Below are 18,221 nucleotides of genomic sequence, written 5' to 3'. Positions count from 1 at the left end.
AAAAATTCAAATCCTTGTGAACTTTTTTTTAGCATCCTTGTTCTCTTATAGATGTTTGTTGACTTTTTCTAGAGGAGGAATGTACTGTGGTTTGGTTATGATTTTGGTATTTATGATATATGTTTTTAGTAGGGCTAAAAATGAAATAAAACTTAAAATAGTAATAGTAAGTTTGTTTTTAATGTCTACAGGAGGAATAGTGTGGTATTATAGTTCCTTTGAAACAGATGGTTTGATAGAAAAACGTTATGCTAATCAAGATGCAATTGGTAGAATAAAAAAATCTCGATTTAGTGGCAGAGAAGATATCGCTAAAACGGAGCTAAATATGTTTTTTGAGAACCCAATTTTTGGAGTAGGAGTAGGTAAGAACAAAGAATTTAGGCAAGAATTGACAGGGATGGATGTTCCTACACATAGCGAGTTTACTAGATCCTTAGCAGAACATGGGATGCTTGGCGTGATCAGTTTATTAATGTTGTTTTTTGTGCCTCTTTTTTCTTATATGAATAATAAAGAACATTTGTTTTTTTTATCTTTTTTTTTGTTTTGGTTTATTACCGTAAACCATGCTGCAATGCGTTTAGCAGCACCAGCTCTGATTTATGCTTTATCTTTGTTAAAAGTAAAATTTTATAATTATAATGAAGAAGATACAAGTACTTTATCTAGGTAACAACCTGTCAGCCAAAGGATATAACGCGACCACAATTGATACTTTAAGTTCCCAACTAAAATCAATAGGATATGAAGTATCGGTAGCATCCTCTTTTAAAAATCCTTTTTTAGGTTGATAGATATGTTCTTTGCAGTTGTAAAGCATAGAAAAACAAATTACTTGTTAATAGATACTTATAGTACCTCCGCTTTTTGGTATACGTTTTTTATAAGTCAAATAGCTAGAATCCTAAATATTCCATACATTCCCATATTACACGGAGGAAACCTACCACATCGGTTAAATAAAAACCCTAAATTAAGCCAATTAATTTTTAAGAATGCTTATAAAAATGTAGCTCCTTCAAATTATTTATTAAAGTGTTTTACAGAAAAAGGATTTAACAACACGCTCTATATTCCTAATACAATTGAGATAGAAAAATACCAATTTAAATCAAGAACCAATTTACATCCCAAGTTACTTTGGGTAAGAGCTTTTGCTTCTATTTATAATCCTAAAATGGCAATAGATGTTTTATATGAACTAAAGAAAAAATATCCTTTAGCAGAATTATGCATGGTAGGGCCTGATAAAGATGGTAGTTTAGAAAAAACAAAAAAATATGCAGATGAAAAAGAGATGAAGGTGATTTTTACAGGAAAACTATCTAAAGAAGAATGGATAAAAATAGCTCAATATTATGATGTTTTTATAAATACAACGCATTTTGACAATACACCTGTTAGCATATTAGAAGCTATGGCATTAGGACTGCCAATAATTAGTACTAGAGTTGGAGGAATCCCTTTTTTACTTTTAGATCAACAAGAAGCTTTGTTAATACCCGATAATGCGGTTGAGGAAATGGTGTCTGCTATTCAAATTCTACTAACAGAACCGAATAAAAGCCTTGAAATATCCAATCAAGCTAGAAAAAAAGTAGAAAATTTTGACTGGCAACAAGTACAAATATATTGGAAGGATTTGTTGGTTTAATAATTTAAAACCAAATTCCGAATTAGATTTTGTTGTAAAACAAAAAAATAAATTGAAATGCTTATAGAAAATTTTAGAAGGAGAGATAGGACACTTTTGATTATTAAAATTTTATTAAGTACTTGAATTTTATTATAATAAGGCGAATTAGATCTCCGCAATTCACTTCATTCGAATCTAATGCGAAAATTTGGGTTTCTCACAAAGATTGTATAATACGGAATAAAATTTGACTTCTTAAAACACATAATTAAGTAGGTAATTAAACTTTATGATGACCCTTTTTTTTTCCTCTTATTTGTCTAATTTGCAGGCCAGAGCCCCAAAGATATGACAGATAAGAAACATTTGCATTTTGAAATTTCAGAAAGAAAAATATTACTTCGATTTTTTGATATCTTCGTTGTTTTTGTTTTTCTCTATTTTATAGGAAACTATTTTAATTTTGGCTACATCACATTTTTAAATCAAAATATTTATTCAATTCTTATTTTATCGGTATACTTATTGTTTTTTGGAACTATTTTTGAAATGTACGATTTACCTACAGCAAGTAGTCAAACAAATATTTCAAAGAGTATAGTACTGACTAGTTCAATGACTGTTTTGATCTATTTGCTAACCCCTTTTTTAACCCCTCCTTTACCTGAAAATAGAATGCAAATTCTCTTGTTTTATCTAGCAATCACTACAGCTTTGATGCTATGGAGATTGATATATGCCAATTATTTAGCATCACATAGGTTTGTTAAAAAAGCATTACTAATTTGTGAAGAAAAAGAAGTAGCAGAGTTAGTAAATGGACTTAGAAAAAATGATCCTCATTACATCATATTAGGATATGTCAATTTATCTCAAAACGAATCAAAAGATAATGAAGAATTTGTGACGAAAGTTATAACAAATGACCTGATAGATTATATAAAAACAAAGCAAATTTCAGAAGTAGTAGTGGCTTCTTCAAGAACAATAGGAATGCCTGTAGAACTTTATGAAAAGTTATTATACCTTGTAGAAAATGGTTTTTCTGTAAGAGAATATTCACAAGTTTATGAAGCTATTACTCAACGAATCCCTGTTCAATTTGCGGAAAGAGATTTTTATCGTTATTTTCCGTTTTCTCGAAATAATCAAAATCGATTGTATTTGATTTATGTTCGTATTATGGAAGTCTTAATTTCTTCTATAGGTTTATTAGTAGGTGGGCTTATTTTACCTTTTATATTTTTAGGAAATCTAATAGCTAATAGAGGCCCTTTGTTATACAAGCAAGAGCGTGTAGGTAAAAATGGAAAAATATTTAATATTTATAAATTACGATCTATGTTAGTAAATGCTGAGGTTAATGGTGCCGTTTTTGCTACTTCTAATGATATTCGTATAACTTCTTTTGGTAGATTTTTAAGAAAATCACGTTTAGATGAAATTCCTCAATTTCTGAATGTATTAAAAAATGAAATGGGAATTATAGGACCTAGACCTGAACGTCCCATTTTTGTAGATCAGATTAATGAAATGATGCCTTTTTATCAAACAAGACATGTTATCAAACCCGGATTGACAGGCTGGGCTCAAGTTAATTATTCTTATGGTGAATCGTTAAAAGATAGTTTGATAAAGTTACAATATGATTTATATTATATAAAACATAGAGGCGTTTTTATCGATTTAAATATTATGATAAAAACCATTAGTACCATTTTGTTTTATCGTGGACAATAATCATTTTATTTTATGGAAATATTTCAAGAAGTAAAAAAATAAAAACAGATCATAACTTTAATTTTTCTTTTGAGTGTTTTAAAGTTTATTTTGAAAATTATTTTTCTCAATAGATAGTAAAAGACTTAAGTCGTTACTTTATAAAACGTACTTGAAAAATAAAGGAGTAAGCAAATCTTTTTTATTTTTTTTGTAAATGAATATTGTAGACCCTAAAAGTAAGAACAAAACTAGTGACAACTAAAGGAATCATAAGAAATAAGTGCGGTTTGTTAAGCATATATAATAAATAGCAACTGATGCAAATAAGACATATAAAGGCGGTTTTAGAAGCTGTTTGAACTCGTTTTTTTAATAAGAAATAAGTTATTATTAAATAAAGAGGGTTAAATAAAAGGATATTGTAGTTCCATAATACTTCTTGATGAAGTGAATATAAACTGACTATTATAAAAAATAAGCCAATAGATCCCATTAAAATCCAATAAATCATATTTAAAGACTTTTTATTAATATAAATAAGTAAGCTTAATATAAAAATTAAAGGGATGCAACTATTTAAAAAAGAGAAACTTTTGTCTAGTGTAGTAGAAGCATTATATAATGTTTGAGTTTTTTTAACCAAAGGTTTTCCATTATATTTGGTTTTTTCCAGTACTTTCATTAAGTCTAGAGGTAAAAATAAAACGCTTGCTTGTTCATCAGGACGATGACCAAATATTATATTAATCCCTAAATTTAACCAATATTGTTTACTTTGGTAGTTATATAAGACTTCTCGATAACTTTCTTTTAAATGCAGTGTATTTACAATGGGATGATTTTTTAAAACGGAGTTAACGATGTCAATTACTTTTGTTGTGCAGTTTCGATCAATAAATTTATAAGTATAATATTTATTATCCGAAAATACAGATTTATTTAATGCTTCAAAAAGTTTGTTTTTTTCATTAATGGAAAGATTTAGAATTTGTTCATAAATACTTCTATTTTCCTCTCTGTAATTATACTCAAAATCAGCATAAGGGTACACAGCAGCATAGTATTGTAAATCACCTTTTGTGAATTTTAAAATAAAATGAGGTGTTCCAAAATCAAACATTCCATAATTATATACGACATCAATTCCTGTAATAGGGTCTTTAACACGTAGAGCAGTATGTCCGTATAAAGTATGTGATTCAGCTGCTACGTCCACAGTTAGTATACTAAATACTGCTTGTTCTGAAAGAGAAATTGTTTGTGAATAAGAAAAAAAAGATAGTTGTATAAAAACTAATAATAGGATGATTTTTTTATTCATTGCTTAGTTTTTTAGTTAAAACTTATTCTATTCAATGTTGTATAAATAACGTCTTTTTATCGAAAAATAGATAAATCTACTTTTAAAGAAAAGACATTGGAATATAGTGCAGCACTTTGATTTCCTATGTCAGTTAAAGCATAATCAACAGAAATGCCTTTATAGTGAAAACCCAGTCCAAAATTAGGTTGAAAACCTACACTTTTTTACCATCTATTTCCAATGTATTCTGAAAATTGCCAACTCCAGTTCTTAAAAAAGCTAAATTGTCATATCCTAATTCAAAACCAATAGCAGGAGAAAAACTCAATAAATCAGACGAAAAGAGGTCTTTGGTACGTTGAAATTCCATATTCAAATTAGTAGCAACTAGAAGACTCATATCATTGTGAAAATCATATTTTTTAGCTACACCTAATTGAGCTTTTGGTAATGTAATTTCAGAGGTTGCAGGTAATTCTTGATTTTGTAGCGGAATTTGAGTTTGTGCATCTTGAATTTTTTTAAACTCCTTTTCATTAATATTCCATATATTATAAGTGGTTGTAATATCACGTATTAAAAACCCTAATTTCCAATTGTTTTTTTCAAACTGCATACCTACATCAAAACCAAATCCCCATGAACTAGCAAAATTACCAATAATTCTCCGAATAATTTTTGTGTTAATACCATATTTTAATCCCTGAATAGGTAAATCACGAGCATAGGAAAAGGTTACTCCATAATCCGCAGCAGAAAATAAGCTGATTCTGTTATAATCTATTGTGCCATTTGCATCAATGAGTTGGGTAGTATTTAAAATATTATCAACACCAAAACGTATAATAGAAACACCCCAAGCACTTTGAAAATCTATTTTTTTAGCATAGGCTAGATAATCATATTGTGCAATGTTAGCAAAATAACTAGCATGCATAAAAGCTGCCTGCGCATCTTCAATTTTTAGCAAGCCAGTTGGATTCCAATAGCCAGAATTTACATCATTAGTATGGGCTACCATGGTATTAGCCATTCCAAAAGCCCTAGCATCAACCCCAATATTCATAAATTCATTAGAATATTTACGAGCCGTTTGTGCTTGTAAAAAGTTAAGGATAACTAAAAAACTAAAAGTTAATATCTTTTTCAAAGGAACTGTTTTGGCAAAGATCAAATAAAAATCTGACATATTAAACTCTAGAACTTATAAACTTATTGTATTACCTTTGTACGTTTAGAACCAAGAATTACAAAATTATTTTTATGTTAATAAAATCGCAAATTCCAAATTTAATTACATTATTAAACTTGTTTTCAGGTTGTATAGCTATTGTTTTTGTTTCACAATTACAATTTGAGTGGGCCTTTTTCTTTGTGTGTTTAGGAATATTCCTTGATTTTTTTGATGGTTTTTTTGCTCGACTTTTTAAAGTTCAAAGCCCTTTAGGCTTGCAATTAGACTCATTAGCAGATATGGTAACTAGTGGAGTAGCTCCAGGGTATGTTATGTTTCAAATGCTATTAAAAGCAACAGAAGGGCATCAAGAAACAAATCTTAATACTTGGGATAATGCCTTTATGTTTCTTCCTTTTTTAGGTTTTATTATTACATTAGGATCTTGTTTTCGATTAGCTAATTTTAATATCGATACTCGTCAAACAGATTCTTTTATTGGGGTGCCTACACCCGCTAATTCTTTGTTTGTTATGAGTTTGCCTTTAGTTATTCAATACGCCAATATTCCTGTATTTATAAATATCTTACAGAATACTTATGTACTTCTTTTTATTACCGCTTTAAGTGCTTATGTGATGAATGCTGAAATCCCCTTATTTTCTCTTAAAATAAAACAATTTACATGGTCTAAAAATGCGTTACAAATTTTCTTTTTAACATTAAGCATTATCCTATTATTCGTTTTTAAATATTTAGGGATTCCTTTTGTCATTATAAGCTATATATTACTTTCAGTTATTAATAATATGTTTTTGAAAAAGAGTTAAATGGCTCAAAGAAAATATTCTAAAACAGTAAAAAAAGGAGCGAATACACGTACAAAGAAAAACACACCAAATCAAATTTCCTTTTTTCAAGTTCCCTCTTTTTAAGTTAGTAATGCTATTGAGTATTATCGTGCTAATTTATAGTCAAAAAAAAATCATTGCGCGTTATTTAGGCTTTACTACTGACAAAATTATTTATGCAGAAGCTCGTTCTATGCCTATTGATAAAGTATTAGATACTCATATTGAAAAGTCTTTCGGTATTGATCTTTCAGAATATCAAGATAAGATAGATTGGGCAAAAGTGAAAGAAATAGAAGGAGGCTATCCAATAGAATTTATTTTTATTAGAGCTACCGCAGGGAGTAATAAAGTAGATAAAAAATTTAAAAAATATTGGTTACGAGCAAAAGAAAAAGGTTTTGTAGTAGGGGCCTATCATTATTACAGACCCAATGAAAATTCAATAGAGCAAGCGGAAAATTTTATCAAACAAGTTACTTTAATTGAAGGCGATTTCCCTCCTGTGTTAGATATAGAAAAATTACCCAAAACTCAGTCGATAAAACGTTTAAAAGTAGGTTTAAAACGATGGTTAGAAAAAGTGGAAGCACATTATGGAGTAAAACCTATTATTTATAGTAGTGAAAGTTATTATGAAGATTTTTTAAAAGATGATTTTGAAGATTATCCCTTTTGGATTGCTAATTACACCGCTTTTTATAAACAAATAGATTCAGAATGGTCAATATGGCAATTAACTGAAAATGGAAAAATACCGGGGATTAAAGGTACCGTAGATATTAATATCTATAACGGAACTTCTATAACCATGAAGGATTTATTGATTAAATAAATTTGGATTTATTTTATGAGAAAGACCCATTTTGAAAATACAAAATGGGCCTTTTGATAAAAAGAATCTATTTAAGTTATCCTCCGCTTATACTAGACTTTGTTGAAAATGAAGTAGAATACAGCAGCTTCGTCAATTCACTTTAGGTCTAATGCGAAATTTAGCTTAAGGATAACTCATACATATATATTATTTCTTTAATCCTAATTTTTGATGAGGCTTTCCATCTTGAAAAGTAAAAAACATTTTGTTAGCTTGTCCTTTTGTAAACATTGTTCTTTGCTCGTCAGCAGCATAATCCATATAATTAACAAACATTTGAGGATATTCTACACCATGACAAACTTCTTTCAAAGGATGTTTTTGAAAACCATAATGTTCTTTTGGTGCTGGAGGCGTATCGGATACTAAATCATCCCCACAATTTCCTTTAGGGCCTGAAAGATGATATAAACCAAAATAATGACCTACCTCATGAACCAGTATTTTTCCTTTGGTATGTCCAACTTTAATAAGATTTTGGTTACTTGGGCTAGGATCATAAAAATACAATGAATTTAAAGCAATTCCCCAATAATTTCTATCGCCTGATAAAGGAGAAGCATATCCAGCAAAATCATCTCCATCTTCATCATATAAACTGTCTAATATCCATATATTTAATGTTTTTTCAGTATTTTCAGCAAGAAAACCATATTCTTTCGTTTTAAACCATTCTTGTTGACCTAATGCAGCATCAAATTCAGTTTCTTTTCTGTTTATCCCTTTTAGAACAAAAGATATTTTTGTATCTCCAGAAGCAAGTTTAGAAAATTCTTGTGGTGTATTTCTAAAATCACCGTCTTTTCCTTGAAAAGATTCATTCAAAATTTGGATCTGCTTTTGAACATCTTGATCTGTTATTCTGTTTCCTCTCTTTCCTTTTTTGTATAAAATGTTAAACTGAACTGGAATTTCTCTTTTTTCTGTAAGAGTATAATTCTTTTTAGAGTCATAAGAGTCATCATACCTGTTTTTCAGGTTGTTAAAAGCGGTGTTTTCCGGATAATTTACAGTTTTATCTTCTGTTATATTTTCTTTTTGACAAGAAAGTACTGATAAAGATGCAATTAACATCGTAATAGATAACTTTTTCATAAGATATTATTTAATTTAGTTTAATTCTAGATTAATTGCTTACGTTTTATTATGAAGAGGTTAATTTCTTAAAATAATAAAAAGTATAAAAAATAGAGGTTAGTAATTTTTAATTACTTAGTTATTGGATATAATTCTCATTTTCTTAAGAATTATTTTAGTGATAAAGCGACCTGGATTTACACAAAGGTAAGATGTTTTATTTTTTGTTGCTTGTTAAAATAAAACAACTATTTATGTTTTAAATTTTTAAGTGTTTGTTTTTAAGTTGCTTGTGAATTTTTTTATATTTTTTTATGCTTTGTTTAACTTTTATTTTGTAAATAATTATTAATAATTTAACAAAAATGACAGATAGACTTTGTGATGAAAATTAAAAGAAAAGAGAGGAAAAGTCAAAATATAACATCTAATCTGTTACTTCAATGGTAAGAGAAACCATATTATCAGTATTATGTGATTTCTCCAGCTGGTCGAAAAGAACAAGATTATGATTTTTTAGACACCTTAATAGATGTGTTTTTACTGCATTGAAGAAAAAAATAAGTACTTTTTAATTCAATTCATATTTGGTATCAGATAGTATTATAAAACAAAATTTTACTACAAATTCAATTGCTCACGGAAAATTTTAAAATAAAATAATAAATAATTTTTAAAAATTATATTTAAATGTCGGCCTGAATTTGAAGAGAATAAAGTAGAGTTTTGATATTAAATTTACGCTCACAGTTACTTTATCTATAAAAAGTTTTATCCTATAATTTGGATGATTTTCCCATTTCAAAATTAATTAGAGTTTCGTTTTTTGAAACATTTTATCATTTATTTAGAATAATTAAAAATAATATTTTCTTTTTAAAATTCTAATCTTATATTTGCAGTCCAAAAACAATTTAAAATTAGTCTAAATAAAATGAAGATATATTGGTTAGCATGCCTATTATTTTTGTCAGGGCAAAGTTTCGGACAAGATAAGTTTCAAGAAGAAACAGTTGAAAATGATACTGTAAGAAAAAAAAGATATTCATTAAAAGAAATAGAAATAAGACAACATAAACAAAAGAAGTTTGTTTCTACCGTTCGTACAGGATTAAAACCTTTTGATAATCCTCAGAGCTTACAATCTATAGGAGGCGAAGTAATTGCTCAACAACAATCAGTACGTTTGAGTGATGTAGTAAAAAATGCAAATGGCGTTTATGTTGGATCAGCACGTGGTGGAGCGCAAGAATCTTTTTGGTCAAGAGGGTATGATATGGGGACGAATAATATTTTTAAAAATGGTTTTCGTCAAAATGGAGGATCAATGCCAGAGGTTATTTCTTTAGAAAAAGTAGAATTTTTAAAAGGAAATAGTGCTTTGTTATACGGAAATGTAGCACCGGTGGAATTTTAAATTTAGTTACCAAGACCCCTTTGTTTGAAAGAGGAGGTGAGCTCTCTTTTCAAACAGGAAGTTATGATTTTTACAAACCTGTTATTGATTTTTATGGGCCGCTTAGTAAATCAATTGCTTACCGAGTAATTGGTAGTTTTGAAAAATCAAAAAGTTTTAGAGATGTAGTAAATAGAGAACGTTATTATGTAAACCCTTCTTTCTTATTTAAAGCAACTCAAAAAACGGATGTACTCCTTCAAATGGATTATTTGCACGATAATTGGACACCTGATTTTGGAACGGGCGCTTTTGGGAAAACTATTTTGGATGTACCAATTAGCCGTTATTTAGGAGCTAATTGGTCTAATGGACAAACACGCCAAGGATCATTATCCGCTCTCTTAAAACATCAAATCAATGATTCTTGGAAGTTTATTGCGAACATGTCATTTCAAAATTATTCAAGACAATTTGAAGGAACTGACAGAGTTCAGCCTTCTAACTTAATAGGCGATTTGACGAGAAAACTAGGTAAGAATAAAAATGTTGAAACATTATTAGGAGAACAATTAGGATTACAAGGTAGCTTTAAAACTTTTGGGTTAAAACATGAATTATTTACAGGGATAGATGGCGAAACCAGTTATTCTGATAATTACTCTTATTCATTTTATACAAAACAGCCAGATGGTAAACTAGTCTCTATAACGGATTATGATAAAATTAATATTTTTTATCCTATTAGCCTCTTAAATGAAAAAGGATTGCAACCTAGTTATAATTCAGCAATAACAAAAAATCAAGGAAAACGTTTTGGTTTTTTTTGCTCAAGATTTAATATCTATTCATGAAAAATTAAAGGTCTTAGCGGGCTTGCGTTGGTCTTGGCAAGAAATTCAGAGTACTGTTTATAATGCTAAATTAGATGATGGTAAAATGACAAGCCCTAAGGGACAAACTCCTTTCATCCTTAATAATGAAGCTGATAAAGATGACAATCCAGTTGAAGGAGCTATACAAGTAGATAAGGCTTTTTCGCCTAAATTCGGTTTGGTTTTTCAACCGATACAAACTATAGCAATTTTTGGTAGTTATTCTAATTCATTTGCACCTAATACAGGTATTGATATTTATAATAATCCAATAAAACCTTCTATTATTAATCAATATGAAGCAGGGATAAAAGCCGATTTTTTTAAAGGAAATCTAACAACAGGAGTAACTGTTTATAGCATTGAAAACAATAATTTAGTTCAGATGGCAGCTACAACATTAGATGGTAAATTGAACTCTAACACAAATATTAAAGAATTATCAGGTAAAACAAGAAGTAAGGGGATTGAAGTAGATGTTACAGTTAAACCTACAGAAGGATTTAAAATTAATGCAGGATATAGTTATAACGATATGCGATTTGTAAAGACATCAGGATTAGTAGGAAGTTCAGTAGAAGGAGATCGTCTAGCTCGTACACCTGATCAAACAGCTAATTTAAGTTTCTTTTATACAGTGCAAGATGGATTTTTTAAAAATGTTTCGATAGGCGCTATAGGTAATTATATAGGAAATCGAATAGGAGGTTGGAACAACCGCTATGCTAAAGATAAAAACGGAACATTATTTATAGAAGAACGTGAAATTCCAGTTAGTGGTTATACAGCTGTAGATGCAACTGTAGGATATGCTTATAAAAATATAAGTTTATTATGTAAATTGTCTAATGTGGCTAATACTTTAAATTATACAGTACATGAAAATTATAGTATTAACCCAATACCGCCAAGACAATTTATGGCAACACTAAAATATCAATTTTAAAAGGTTTTGTTTTTGTGAAAGGCAAATAGTATAGTTTTAAAACTATACTTTTGCCTTTATATTTTATTGTTACCCGCCTACAATAAGTAAAAAAACGAAAAGCCATAATGATTAAATAGTTCGTGAAACAAATGAATAGAATAACTATAATAGTAGCAATCTTATTTAATTTCGTATCGATTGCTCAACAAAAAAATACATTGCTAGAAACAAGTTTTTGGAAAAAAATCCTGATCTAGCAACAGTTCAAGCTGAAATAGCGACAGGAAATAATCCTTCAGAGTTTAACCCCTCAGCCTTTGATCCCGTTGCCTTAGCTATTAACAATGGGGTTTCCAATCAAGTTGTATATTATTTGTTACAACAAAAAGGAAATGAAATAAATAAGCTCACACACGATGAAAGAACCTATTTACATTGGGCAGCTGCAAAAGGTAATATAGAGCTAGTAGAATATCTTATAAATATAGGAGCTAACATCAATCAAGAAGATTCCCATAATACAACACCATTAGTGTATGCGTTAACAAGTGGGAATGCCAGCGTGCAATTATTTGAAACTTTTTTAAAAGCAGGATTAGATCCTAAAAAAAAGTATAAAGACAAAGCAACCCTATTAATGTTAGCCGTACCTTATGATAAAGATTTAGCGATTACACAATTTTTAGAAACAAAAGGATTAAGTATAAAAGATCAAGACGCTTTAGGAAAAACAGTTTTTGATTATGCTGCCAGAACAGGTAATATTACAAATTTAAAAAAGCTTATCGAAAAAGGAAGTAAATTTACATCGAATGCTCTATTAATAGCGGCAGAAGGTACCAGACGTTCATCTAATTCCCTAGAAGTTTATCAATACCTTATAGAAGATTTAAAATTAAAGCCTACAATTACAACATCAAATGATGAAACCCTTTTCCATTTGATAGCTAAAAAAGAAAATCAAACACCAATTGCCGAATATCTATTTAATAAAGGCGTTTTATTAAATACAGTAGATAAAGAAGGGAATACAGTCTTACACAAAGTAGCAGGAACGCGTGATTTAGCGTTTACGAAATTTATATTAGAAAAAGGGATAGTAGATGTAAATAAAATAAATCAAAAAGGAGAATCCGCCTTAATGCAAGCAATTAAAACAGGTTTGTTAGAAACAATGAATAAACTAGTTAAGAACGGAGCCGATATTAATTTATTAGATAAAGAAAGACAAGGTTTAGTTTATCATTTGGTTCAAAATTATAGAGCACCTCGAAATGGAAATGATGATTTTTTAGATAAACTAAGATGGTTAAGAGATAACGGAATGAATTTGAAAAAACCATTATTAAAAGGTCATACCTTATATCATATCGCAGTGGTTAAAAATAATCTAGAGTACTTAAAAAAATTAGAAGGATTTGGAATAGATATAAATGCTAAAAATGAAGAAGGATTAACCGCTTTACATAAAGCAGTTATGGTAGCCAAAGATGAAAATATAATAAATTATTTACTCACGCAAGGAGCAGATAAAAATATAAAAACAGATTTAGAAGAAAGCGTTTATTCATTAGCTCGTGAAAATGAAGTATTAGCCAAAAAACACATAAATTTAGAATTTTTAAAATAAAATATGAATAAGTATACCAAATATCTAGCACTCATTATTTTATCGTTATTCTTTAATAACGTAACAGCTCAAACCTCTAAATATAAATGTATGCTGCAAATGACAAATTATGTAGGAGAAGGAGCGTATATAGTAGTATCATTAATCAATCCTAAAGGGCAGTATGAAAAAACACTGCATGTAATGGGGGATGACAAAAAATGGTATAAAGACATTAAAGAATGGTATAAATTTTACAGTAAAAGAAATAAGGTAGATGCTAAAACAGGTGCTTCTATAGCAGGAGGAGACAGAAGTGTAACGGTTTTAGAAATAGAAGATACTAAAATAAATTCAGGATATAAAATTCGTTTTGAATCAGCTGTAGAAAATCAAAAATATCATGTTACAGATGTAGAGGTTCCGTTAACTACAGAAGCACTGTTAGAGAAAATAGACGGAAAAGGCTATATACGCTTTGTTAAATTAAATAAAATTTAGACCGTTAATGACCTTATCTATTTGGCGATTGGCTCACTTTGCCTTGGCTCTTATAACTTCTGTATTTCTAATATTAGCCTCTTTAACAGGAGCAATTTTAGCAGTGGATGCTATAAAACAAAAAAATACACCTTATAAAGTTGATAATTTTGAAAAAATTAAACTAGCAAAAGTCCTAGCCGTTGTAAAAAAGAATTTATAGAAGTAACAGAGTTAACAGTCAGTCCTAATCAACATGTAAAAATAAAAGGATTAGACACAGACACTAATGAAGTAGAAGCTATTATTAATCCTAATACAGGAAAAATAATAGGAACTCCCCAAAAACAAACACAATGGATTCAATGGGTAACATCATTACACCGATCACTTTTTTTACACAAGACAGGAAGGATTATTTTAGGGATTAACGCCTTTCTTTTAACCATTATAGCCTGTACAGGAATCCTATTATTACTAAAGCGTCAAAAAGGATTTATTGGTTTAATTAAAAAAATAAAAAAGGATCATTGGGCATCCTATCTTCATGTATTACTAAGTAGATGGATGATTATTCCTATTTTAGTTATGAGTTCAACAGGAACTTATTTAACACTATATAATTTCAAAACTTTTGAAAAAGATTCTATAATAAACCATAAAAAAATCATTTTTAAAAAACCACCTTTACAAAAAAAAAATAGAAGAATTTCCTGTTTTTAACATGATTTTGTTATCAGAAGTTCAAAAATTAGAATTTCCATTTACAGATGAAGTAGAAGAACACTTTATCCTAAAATTAAAAGATCGCGAAATATTAATTAATCAATGGGACGGAAGTATTCTTAGTGAAGTTTCAATATCAAAATGGATTAAATTAGAAAACCTTAGTTTAGACTTGCATACAGGTAGAATATCTATTATTTGGTCGTTCATCTTATTACTTGCTGTATTAAGTATTCTATTCTTTATTATTTCAGGATTTGTTATCTCATATAAACGTTTACGTTATAAACCAACTAATATTTATACATTAGAAAAAAGCGAGTTAATTATATTAGTCGGATCAGAAAATGGTAATACCATGAAGTTTGCCAATACTGTCCATACTCAATTTTTGGAACAAGGAGTTAAAAGTTTTATAATTCCTATGAATCAATACCAAATATTTCCGAATGCACATACCATCCTATTCTTAACCTCCACTTATGGTGAAGGAGAAGCTCCTGATAATGCTCGTTATCTAGAACAATCAATACGGAAGTACAAACAATCAAAAAACATACAAACAGCAGTAGTAGGATTTGGATCATCTCAATACCCTAATTTTTGTGGATATGCAAAAAAAATAGAAAGATTATTAGAAACACAAGCTTGGACTCAAAAAATACTTGATTTGCATACAATAAATGATCAATCTATGACAGATTGGTTGAATTGGGTAAATAGCTGGAATGCAGTTTCGGGTATTCCATTAAGTACTCTAGAAACAACCTATCTAACTAAAAATAAAAAGAAATACTTTTTAAAGTATTATCTAAAACCCAAGTAGAAGAAAATAACCCTAACTTTATATTAACATTAAAACCTTTAAGAAAGATAAAATATCAATCAGGTGATTTATTCGTCATTTATTTAGGATACCCCAAAAAAGAACGTTTATATTCTATCGGAAAGTTAAATGATGAAATTCAACTAATGGTTAAGCTACACTCTAATGGTATAGGATCTAATTATTTATACCAATTAGAAAAAGACCAAATAATAAGAGGAACAATTATACAAAATTCGAAATTTAATCTACCTAAAAACGAAAAAATCATAATGATTGCTAATGGAACGGGTGTAGCCCCCTTTTTAGGAATGATAGCAGAATCTACACCAAACCAATCATTTTATCTATATGCTGGTTTTAGAAATAACAATTCCTTTGTTCAAAACCTACAACATCAAATAAAAAGCTTTAGAAAAGAAGGGAAATTACAAGAATTTAAACTAGCCTTATCTAGAGAAGAAAATCGAACCTATGTTACAGATTTAATTAATCACGATCTAGCGTTTGTTTTTCAGTTATTAAAAGAAGGAGGGATACTAATGATTTGCGGTTCATTAGCCATGCAAAAAGATATAGAAAAATTGTTAGAGAATCATGCTTTTATATATGAAGCTGAAAATGTAGAATTTTACAAATCAACACGTCAAATTTTAACAGATTGCTATTGATGAAAAAAATAACGATACTAACCCTCTTTTGTTCTTTTTTATTACAAGCGCAAGTACAACGTCATCGAGCCGTTACACTTATGGGAAGTCGATTTGATATAACCATAGTCGAAAAAGATACCATTCTTGCGGAACAAAGAATTGAGGAAGCTATAACAGAAATTAATCGTATAGAAAATTTAATATCAGAATGGAAATCTACTACACAAATTTCACAAGTTAATCAGAATGCAGGTGTACAAGCTATAAAAGTAGATCAAGAAGTTATACGACTTACAAAATCAGGATTATTTTTTTCTAAAATAACAGAAGGAGCTTTTGATATTAGTATAGTAGCAATGGATAAAATTTGGAAATTTGATGGATCAATGACGACCATGCCTGAAGAAGTGAATATAAAAAAATCAATAGAAAAAGTTGATTATCAAAAGATCCTAATAGATACAATAGCTTCCACAATCTTTTTAAAAGAAAAAGGAATGAAAATAGGTTTTGGATCTATAGGAAAAGGTTATGCAGCAGATCAAGTACGTAGTATCTTAGAAGCAAAAGGAGTTAAAGGAGGAATTATAAACGCATCGGGTGATTTAACTACTTTTGGGGAACAAGTTAACGGGAATTTATGGAAAATAGGAATTACCAATCCTTTTGATAAAGAAGAGTTTATAGATGTAGTTAAGTTAGGAAGGTATGCTGTAACCACTTCGGGAAATTATGAAAAATATGCTGAAATAGAAGGAAAACGCTATTCTCATATTATAAATCCCAAAACAGGTTATCCATGCCAAGGAATTTGTAGTGTAACCATTTTGGGACCTAGTGCAGAGATAGCTAATGGGTTTAGTACTTCAATCATGGTTTTAGGTATACAAAAAGGAATGAAATTATTGGCTAATTATCCAGACTATTCTTGTTTATTAGTAACTGATAAAGGAAAGATTATTAAGTCTAAAAATTTTAAAAAAATGTACAGTAAGTAGTGTGATCAATGATAATGGATTTATGTTGAAGATAAAAATAATGAAGATTTTTTAGATTAAAATGCTTAGCAAGCAATGAATTTAATCATCTAATTTGAATCCTGAATATTGAAGAGTTCCAAAAAAGAAAAACCTTTTTAAATTGGTGCAATTTTATTTCTTGTTGGTTTTAGAACTCCTATGTAACCAACAAGAAATTTATTAAAAGAAATATTAACCAGAGTAAGTAAAAAAACTAAAACTCTAATTTTTTCCTTCTTAACTCGAAGTTTTGTCCTAAATACACACGACGTACCATTTCATCTTCCACCAATTCTTCAGGAACTCCTGCTTTTAGAATACCTCCTTCAAACATTAGATAAGTTTTGTCTGTAATAGCAAGTGTTTCTTGTACGTTATGATCTGTAATTAAAATGCCAATATTTTTGTTTTTAAGTTTAGCTACAATACGTTGAATATCTTCAACTGCTACAGGGTCAACACCAGCAAAAGGTTCGTCCAATAAAATAAATTTAGGGTCAGTGGCCAAACATCGGGCTATTTCTGTACGACGACGCTCACCACCCGAAAGCAGATCACCACGATTTGTACGAATATGATTTAATGAAAATTCATCAATAAGAGCTTCCATTTTTTCTTCCTGCTGTTCTTTAGTTAAATTTGTTAGCTGTAAGACACTCATAATATTGTCTTCAATACTCATTTTTCTAAAAACAGAAGCTTCCTGAGCAAGATAACCAATGCCATTTTGGGCTCTTTTGTACATAGGAAAGTTGGTAATGTTCATGTTGTCTAAGTAAATATTACCAGAATTAGGTTTTACCAAGCCTACTATCATATAAAAAGAAGTTGTTTTGCCAGCCCCATTTGGACCTAAAAGTCCCACTATTTCCCCTTGATTAACTTCAACAGATATCCCTTTTACTACGGATCTCTTTTTATATGTTTTGATTAAATTATCTGCTCTTAATATCATGTTTTAAATTTGAAAATCTGAAAAATTTGAAAGTGAATTAATTATTCAAAATCATTTTTAAATCCAACTTGACAAATAAAGTTAAAATTAATCAATGAAATAAACGAATTA

Annotated in this window: 19 protein-coding genes and 1 pseudogene; 15 read left to right on the top strand and 5 right to left on the bottom strand. The window is 29.2% G+C overall.

All coding sequences use genetic code 11. The annotated features are described in order from the left end of the window. The first annotated feature begins 16 nt into the window (after positions 1-16). The gene (locus JJC05_RS16590) at positions 17-676 is read left to right on the top strand and encodes an O-antigen ligase family protein (protein WP_258929468.1); all 660 of its coding nucleotides are present in this window, start codon (positions 17-19) and stop codon (positions 674-676) included. Here JJC05_RS16590 and JJC05_RS16585 read toward each other — a convergent pair. Next, the gene (locus JJC05_RS16585; protein ID WP_258929466.1) at positions 665-823 is read right to left on the bottom strand and encodes a hypothetical protein; all 159 of its coding nucleotides are present in this window, start codon (positions 821-823) and stop codon (positions 665-667) included. The two genes, JJC05_RS16590 and JJC05_RS16585, sit on opposite strands and share 12 nt — an antisense overlap. Positions 824-838: 15 nt before the next feature. Here JJC05_RS16585 and JJC05_RS03670 point away from each other — a divergent pair, with 15 nt between their 5' ends. Both JJC05_RS03670 and JJC05_RS03665 read left to right on the top strand, forming a co-directional pair. Then, complete coding sequence (locus JJC05_RS03670; RefSeq protein ID WP_258929465.1) at positions 839-1,657, top strand: glycosyltransferase family 4 protein; 819 nt, start codon at positions 839-841, stop codon at positions 1,655-1,657. A gap of 330 nt (positions 1,658-1,987) precedes the next feature. Continuing rightward, positions 1,988-3,379: an exopolysaccharide biosynthesis polyprenyl glycosylphosphotransferase gene (locus JJC05_RS03665; protein WP_105197008.1), complete on the top strand. Its 1,392-nt coding sequence runs from the start codon at positions 1,988-1,990 to the stop codon at positions 3,377-3,379. A 181-nt stretch (positions 3,380-3,560) separates the two neighbouring features. Here JJC05_RS03665 and JJC05_RS03660 read toward each other — a convergent pair whose 3' ends face one another. Continuing rightward, complete coding sequence (locus tag JJC05_RS03660) at positions 3,561-4,682, bottom strand: lipoprotein N-acyltransferase Lnb domain-containing protein (RefSeq protein ID WP_235878229.1); 1,122 nt, start codon at positions 4,680-4,682, stop codon at positions 3,561-3,563. A 56-nt stretch (positions 4,683-4,738) separates the two neighbouring features. Beyond that, a pseudogene (locus JJC05_RS03655) lies at positions 4,739-5,814 on the bottom strand (putative type IX sorting system protein PorV2). A 113-nt stretch (positions 5,815-5,927) separates the two neighbouring features. Here JJC05_RS03655 and JJC05_RS03650 point away from each other — a divergent pair. Together JJC05_RS03650 and JJC05_RS03645 are read left to right on the top strand one after the other, a co-directional pair. Further along, positions 5,928-6,668: a CDP-alcohol phosphatidyltransferase family protein gene (locus JJC05_RS03650; RefSeq protein WP_105197010.1), complete on the top strand. Its 741-nt coding sequence runs from the start codon at positions 5,928-5,930 to the stop codon at positions 6,666-6,668. Between the two features lie 112 nt (positions 6,669-6,780). Continuing rightward, positions 6,781-7,524 (top strand): glycoside hydrolase family 25 protein, encoded by a 744-nt coding sequence (locus tag JJC05_RS03645; protein ID WP_235878228.1) that lies wholly within the window; start codon positions 6,781-6,783, stop codon positions 7,522-7,524. Between the two features lie 189 nt (positions 7,525-7,713). On the opposite strand, the gene JJC05_RS03640 is transcribed toward JJC05_RS03645, so the two are convergent. Next, positions 7,714-8,661, bottom strand: coding sequence for a M43 family zinc metalloprotease (locus tag JJC05_RS03640; protein WP_235878227.1), 948 nt, complete (start codon positions 8,659-8,661; stop codon positions 7,714-7,716). A gap of 916 nt (positions 8,662-9,577) precedes the next feature. On the opposite strand from JJC05_RS03640, the gene JJC05_RS16580 reads away from it, so the two are divergent. The 10 genes from JJC05_RS16580 to JJC05_RS03600 all read left to right on the top strand — a co-directional run bounded on the left by JJC05_RS16580 (position 9,578) and on the right by JJC05_RS03600 (position 17,134). Continuing rightward, a complete protein-coding gene (locus JJC05_RS16580; RefSeq protein WP_258929464.1) occupies positions 9,578-10,060 on the top strand; it encodes a TonB-dependent receptor plug domain-containing protein in 483 nt (160 codons plus the stop codon). A 20-nt stretch (positions 10,061-10,080) separates the two neighbouring features. Beyond that, entirely contained in the window at positions 10,081-10,893 is an 813-nt protein-coding gene (locus JJC05_RS16575) for a TonB-dependent siderophore receptor (RefSeq protein ID WP_258929463.1), read from the top strand. Continuing rightward, positions 10,856-11,860, top strand: a complete 1,005-nt coding sequence (locus JJC05_RS16570) for a TonB-dependent siderophore receptor (protein ID WP_258929462.1) — start codon at positions 10,856-10,858, stop codon at positions 11,858-11,860. The genes JJC05_RS16575 and JJC05_RS16570 overlap by 38 nt, the downstream gene beginning before the upstream one ends. 217 nt (positions 11,861-12,077) lie before the next feature. Next, a complete protein-coding gene (locus JJC05_RS03630) occupies positions 12,078-13,472 on the top strand; it encodes an ankyrin repeat domain-containing protein (protein WP_258929461.1) in 1,395 nt (464 codons plus the stop codon). A 3-nt stretch (positions 13,473-13,475) separates the two neighbouring features. Next, entirely contained in the window at positions 13,476-13,952 is a 477-nt protein-coding gene (locus JJC05_RS03625; RefSeq protein WP_127822931.1) for a DUF2271 domain-containing protein, read from the top strand. 7 nt (positions 13,953-13,959) lie between these two features. Next, on the top strand, positions 13,960-14,154 hold the full coding sequence (locus JJC05_RS03620) for a hypothetical protein (protein WP_235878226.1): 195 nt from the start codon (positions 13,960-13,962) through the stop codon (positions 14,152-14,154). Further along, the gene (locus JJC05_RS18680; RefSeq protein WP_235878795.1) at positions 14,151-14,654 is read left to right on the top strand and encodes a PepSY domain-containing protein; all 504 of its coding nucleotides are present in this window, start codon (positions 14,151-14,153) and stop codon (positions 14,652-14,654) included. Before JJC05_RS03620 ends, JJC05_RS18680 begins: the two co-directional genes overlap by 4 nt. A 1-nt stretch (position 14,655) precedes the next feature. Continuing rightward, the gene (locus JJC05_RS03610; RefSeq protein ID WP_235878225.1) at positions 14,656-15,483 is read left to right on the top strand and encodes a flavodoxin domain-containing protein; all 828 of its coding nucleotides are present in this window, start codon (positions 14,656-14,658) and stop codon (positions 15,481-15,483) included. A gap of 146 nt (positions 15,484-15,629) precedes the next feature. Beyond that, positions 15,630-16,154 carry a ferredoxin reductase domain-containing protein gene (locus JJC05_RS03605; RefSeq protein ID WP_235878224.1) on the top strand — a complete coding sequence of 175 codons (525 nt, stop codon included), beginning with the start codon at positions 15,630-15,632 and terminating at the stop codon, positions 16,152-16,154. Continuing rightward, on the top strand, positions 16,154-17,134 hold the full coding sequence (locus JJC05_RS03600; protein ID WP_235878221.1) for an FAD:protein FMN transferase: 981 nt from the start codon (positions 16,154-16,156) through the stop codon (positions 17,132-17,134). The genes JJC05_RS03605 and JJC05_RS03600 overlap by 1 nt, the downstream gene beginning before the upstream one ends. Before the next feature lie 235 nt (positions 17,135-17,369). Here JJC05_RS03600 and lptB read toward each other — a convergent pair whose 3' ends face one another. Next, the gene (lptB, locus tag JJC05_RS03595; protein WP_088391306.1) at positions 17,370-18,110 is read right to left on the bottom strand and encodes an LPS export ABC transporter ATP-binding protein; all 741 of its coding nucleotides are present in this window, start codon (positions 18,108-18,110) and stop codon (positions 17,370-17,372) included. Between the last annotated feature and the right edge of the window lie 111 nt (positions 18,111-18,221).

The organism is Flavobacterium davisii, from assembly GCF_019565505.1.
Taxonomy (GTDB): domain Bacteria; phylum Bacteroidota; class Bacteroidia; order Flavobacteriales; family Flavobacteriaceae; genus Flavobacterium; species Flavobacterium davisii.
The sequence above is the reverse complement of the archived record's forward strand: the minus strand, read 5'-3'. Positions and strand labels throughout refer to the sequence as shown.

Coding starts and splice junctions, on each gene's coding strand:
- JJC05_RS03620 (WP_235878226.1), top strand. CDS start 13,960: ATGACCTTATCTATTTGGCGATTGGCTCACTTTGCCTTGGCTCTTATA.
- JJC05_RS03625 (WP_127822931.1), top strand. CDS start 13,476: ATGAATAAGTATACCAAATATCTAGCACTCATTATTTTATCGTTATTC.
- lptB (WP_088391306.1), bottom strand. CDS start 18,110: ATGATATTAAGAGCAGATAATTTAATCAAAACATATAAAAAGAGATCC.
- JJC05_RS03640 (WP_235878227.1), bottom strand. CDS start 8,661: ATGAAAAAGTTATCTATTACGATGTTAATTGCATCTTTATCAGTACTT.
- JJC05_RS03645 (WP_235878228.1), top strand. CDS start 6,781: ATGCTATTGAGTATTATCGTGCTAATTTATAGTCAAAAAAAAATCATT.
- JJC05_RS03605 (WP_235878224.1), top strand. CDS start 15,630: ATGGTTAAGCTACACTCTAATGGTATAGGATCTAATTATTTATACCAA.
- JJC05_RS03650 (WP_105197010.1), top strand. CDS start 5,928: ATGTTAATAAAATCGCAAATTCCAAATTTAATTACATTATTAAACTTG.
- JJC05_RS03600 (WP_235878221.1), top strand. CDS start 16,154: ATGAAAAAAATAACGATACTAACCCTCTTTTGTTCTTTTTTATTACAA.
- JJC05_RS03610 (WP_235878225.1), top strand. CDS start 14,656: ATGATTTTGTTATCAGAAGTTCAAAAATTAGAATTTCCATTTACAGAT.
- JJC05_RS03665 (WP_105197008.1), top strand. CDS start 1,988: ATGACAGATAAGAAACATTTGCATTTTGAAATTTCAGAAAGAAAAATA.
- JJC05_RS16585 (WP_258929466.1), bottom strand. CDS start 823: ATGCTTTACAACTGCAAAGAACATATCTATCAACCTAAAAAAGGATTT.
- JJC05_RS16580 (WP_258929464.1), top strand. CDS start 9,578: ATGAAGATATATTGGTTAGCATGCCTATTATTTTTGTCAGGGCAAAGT.
- JJC05_RS03660 (WP_235878229.1), bottom strand. CDS start 4,682: ATGAATAAAAAAATCATCCTATTATTAGTTTTTATACAACTATCTTTT.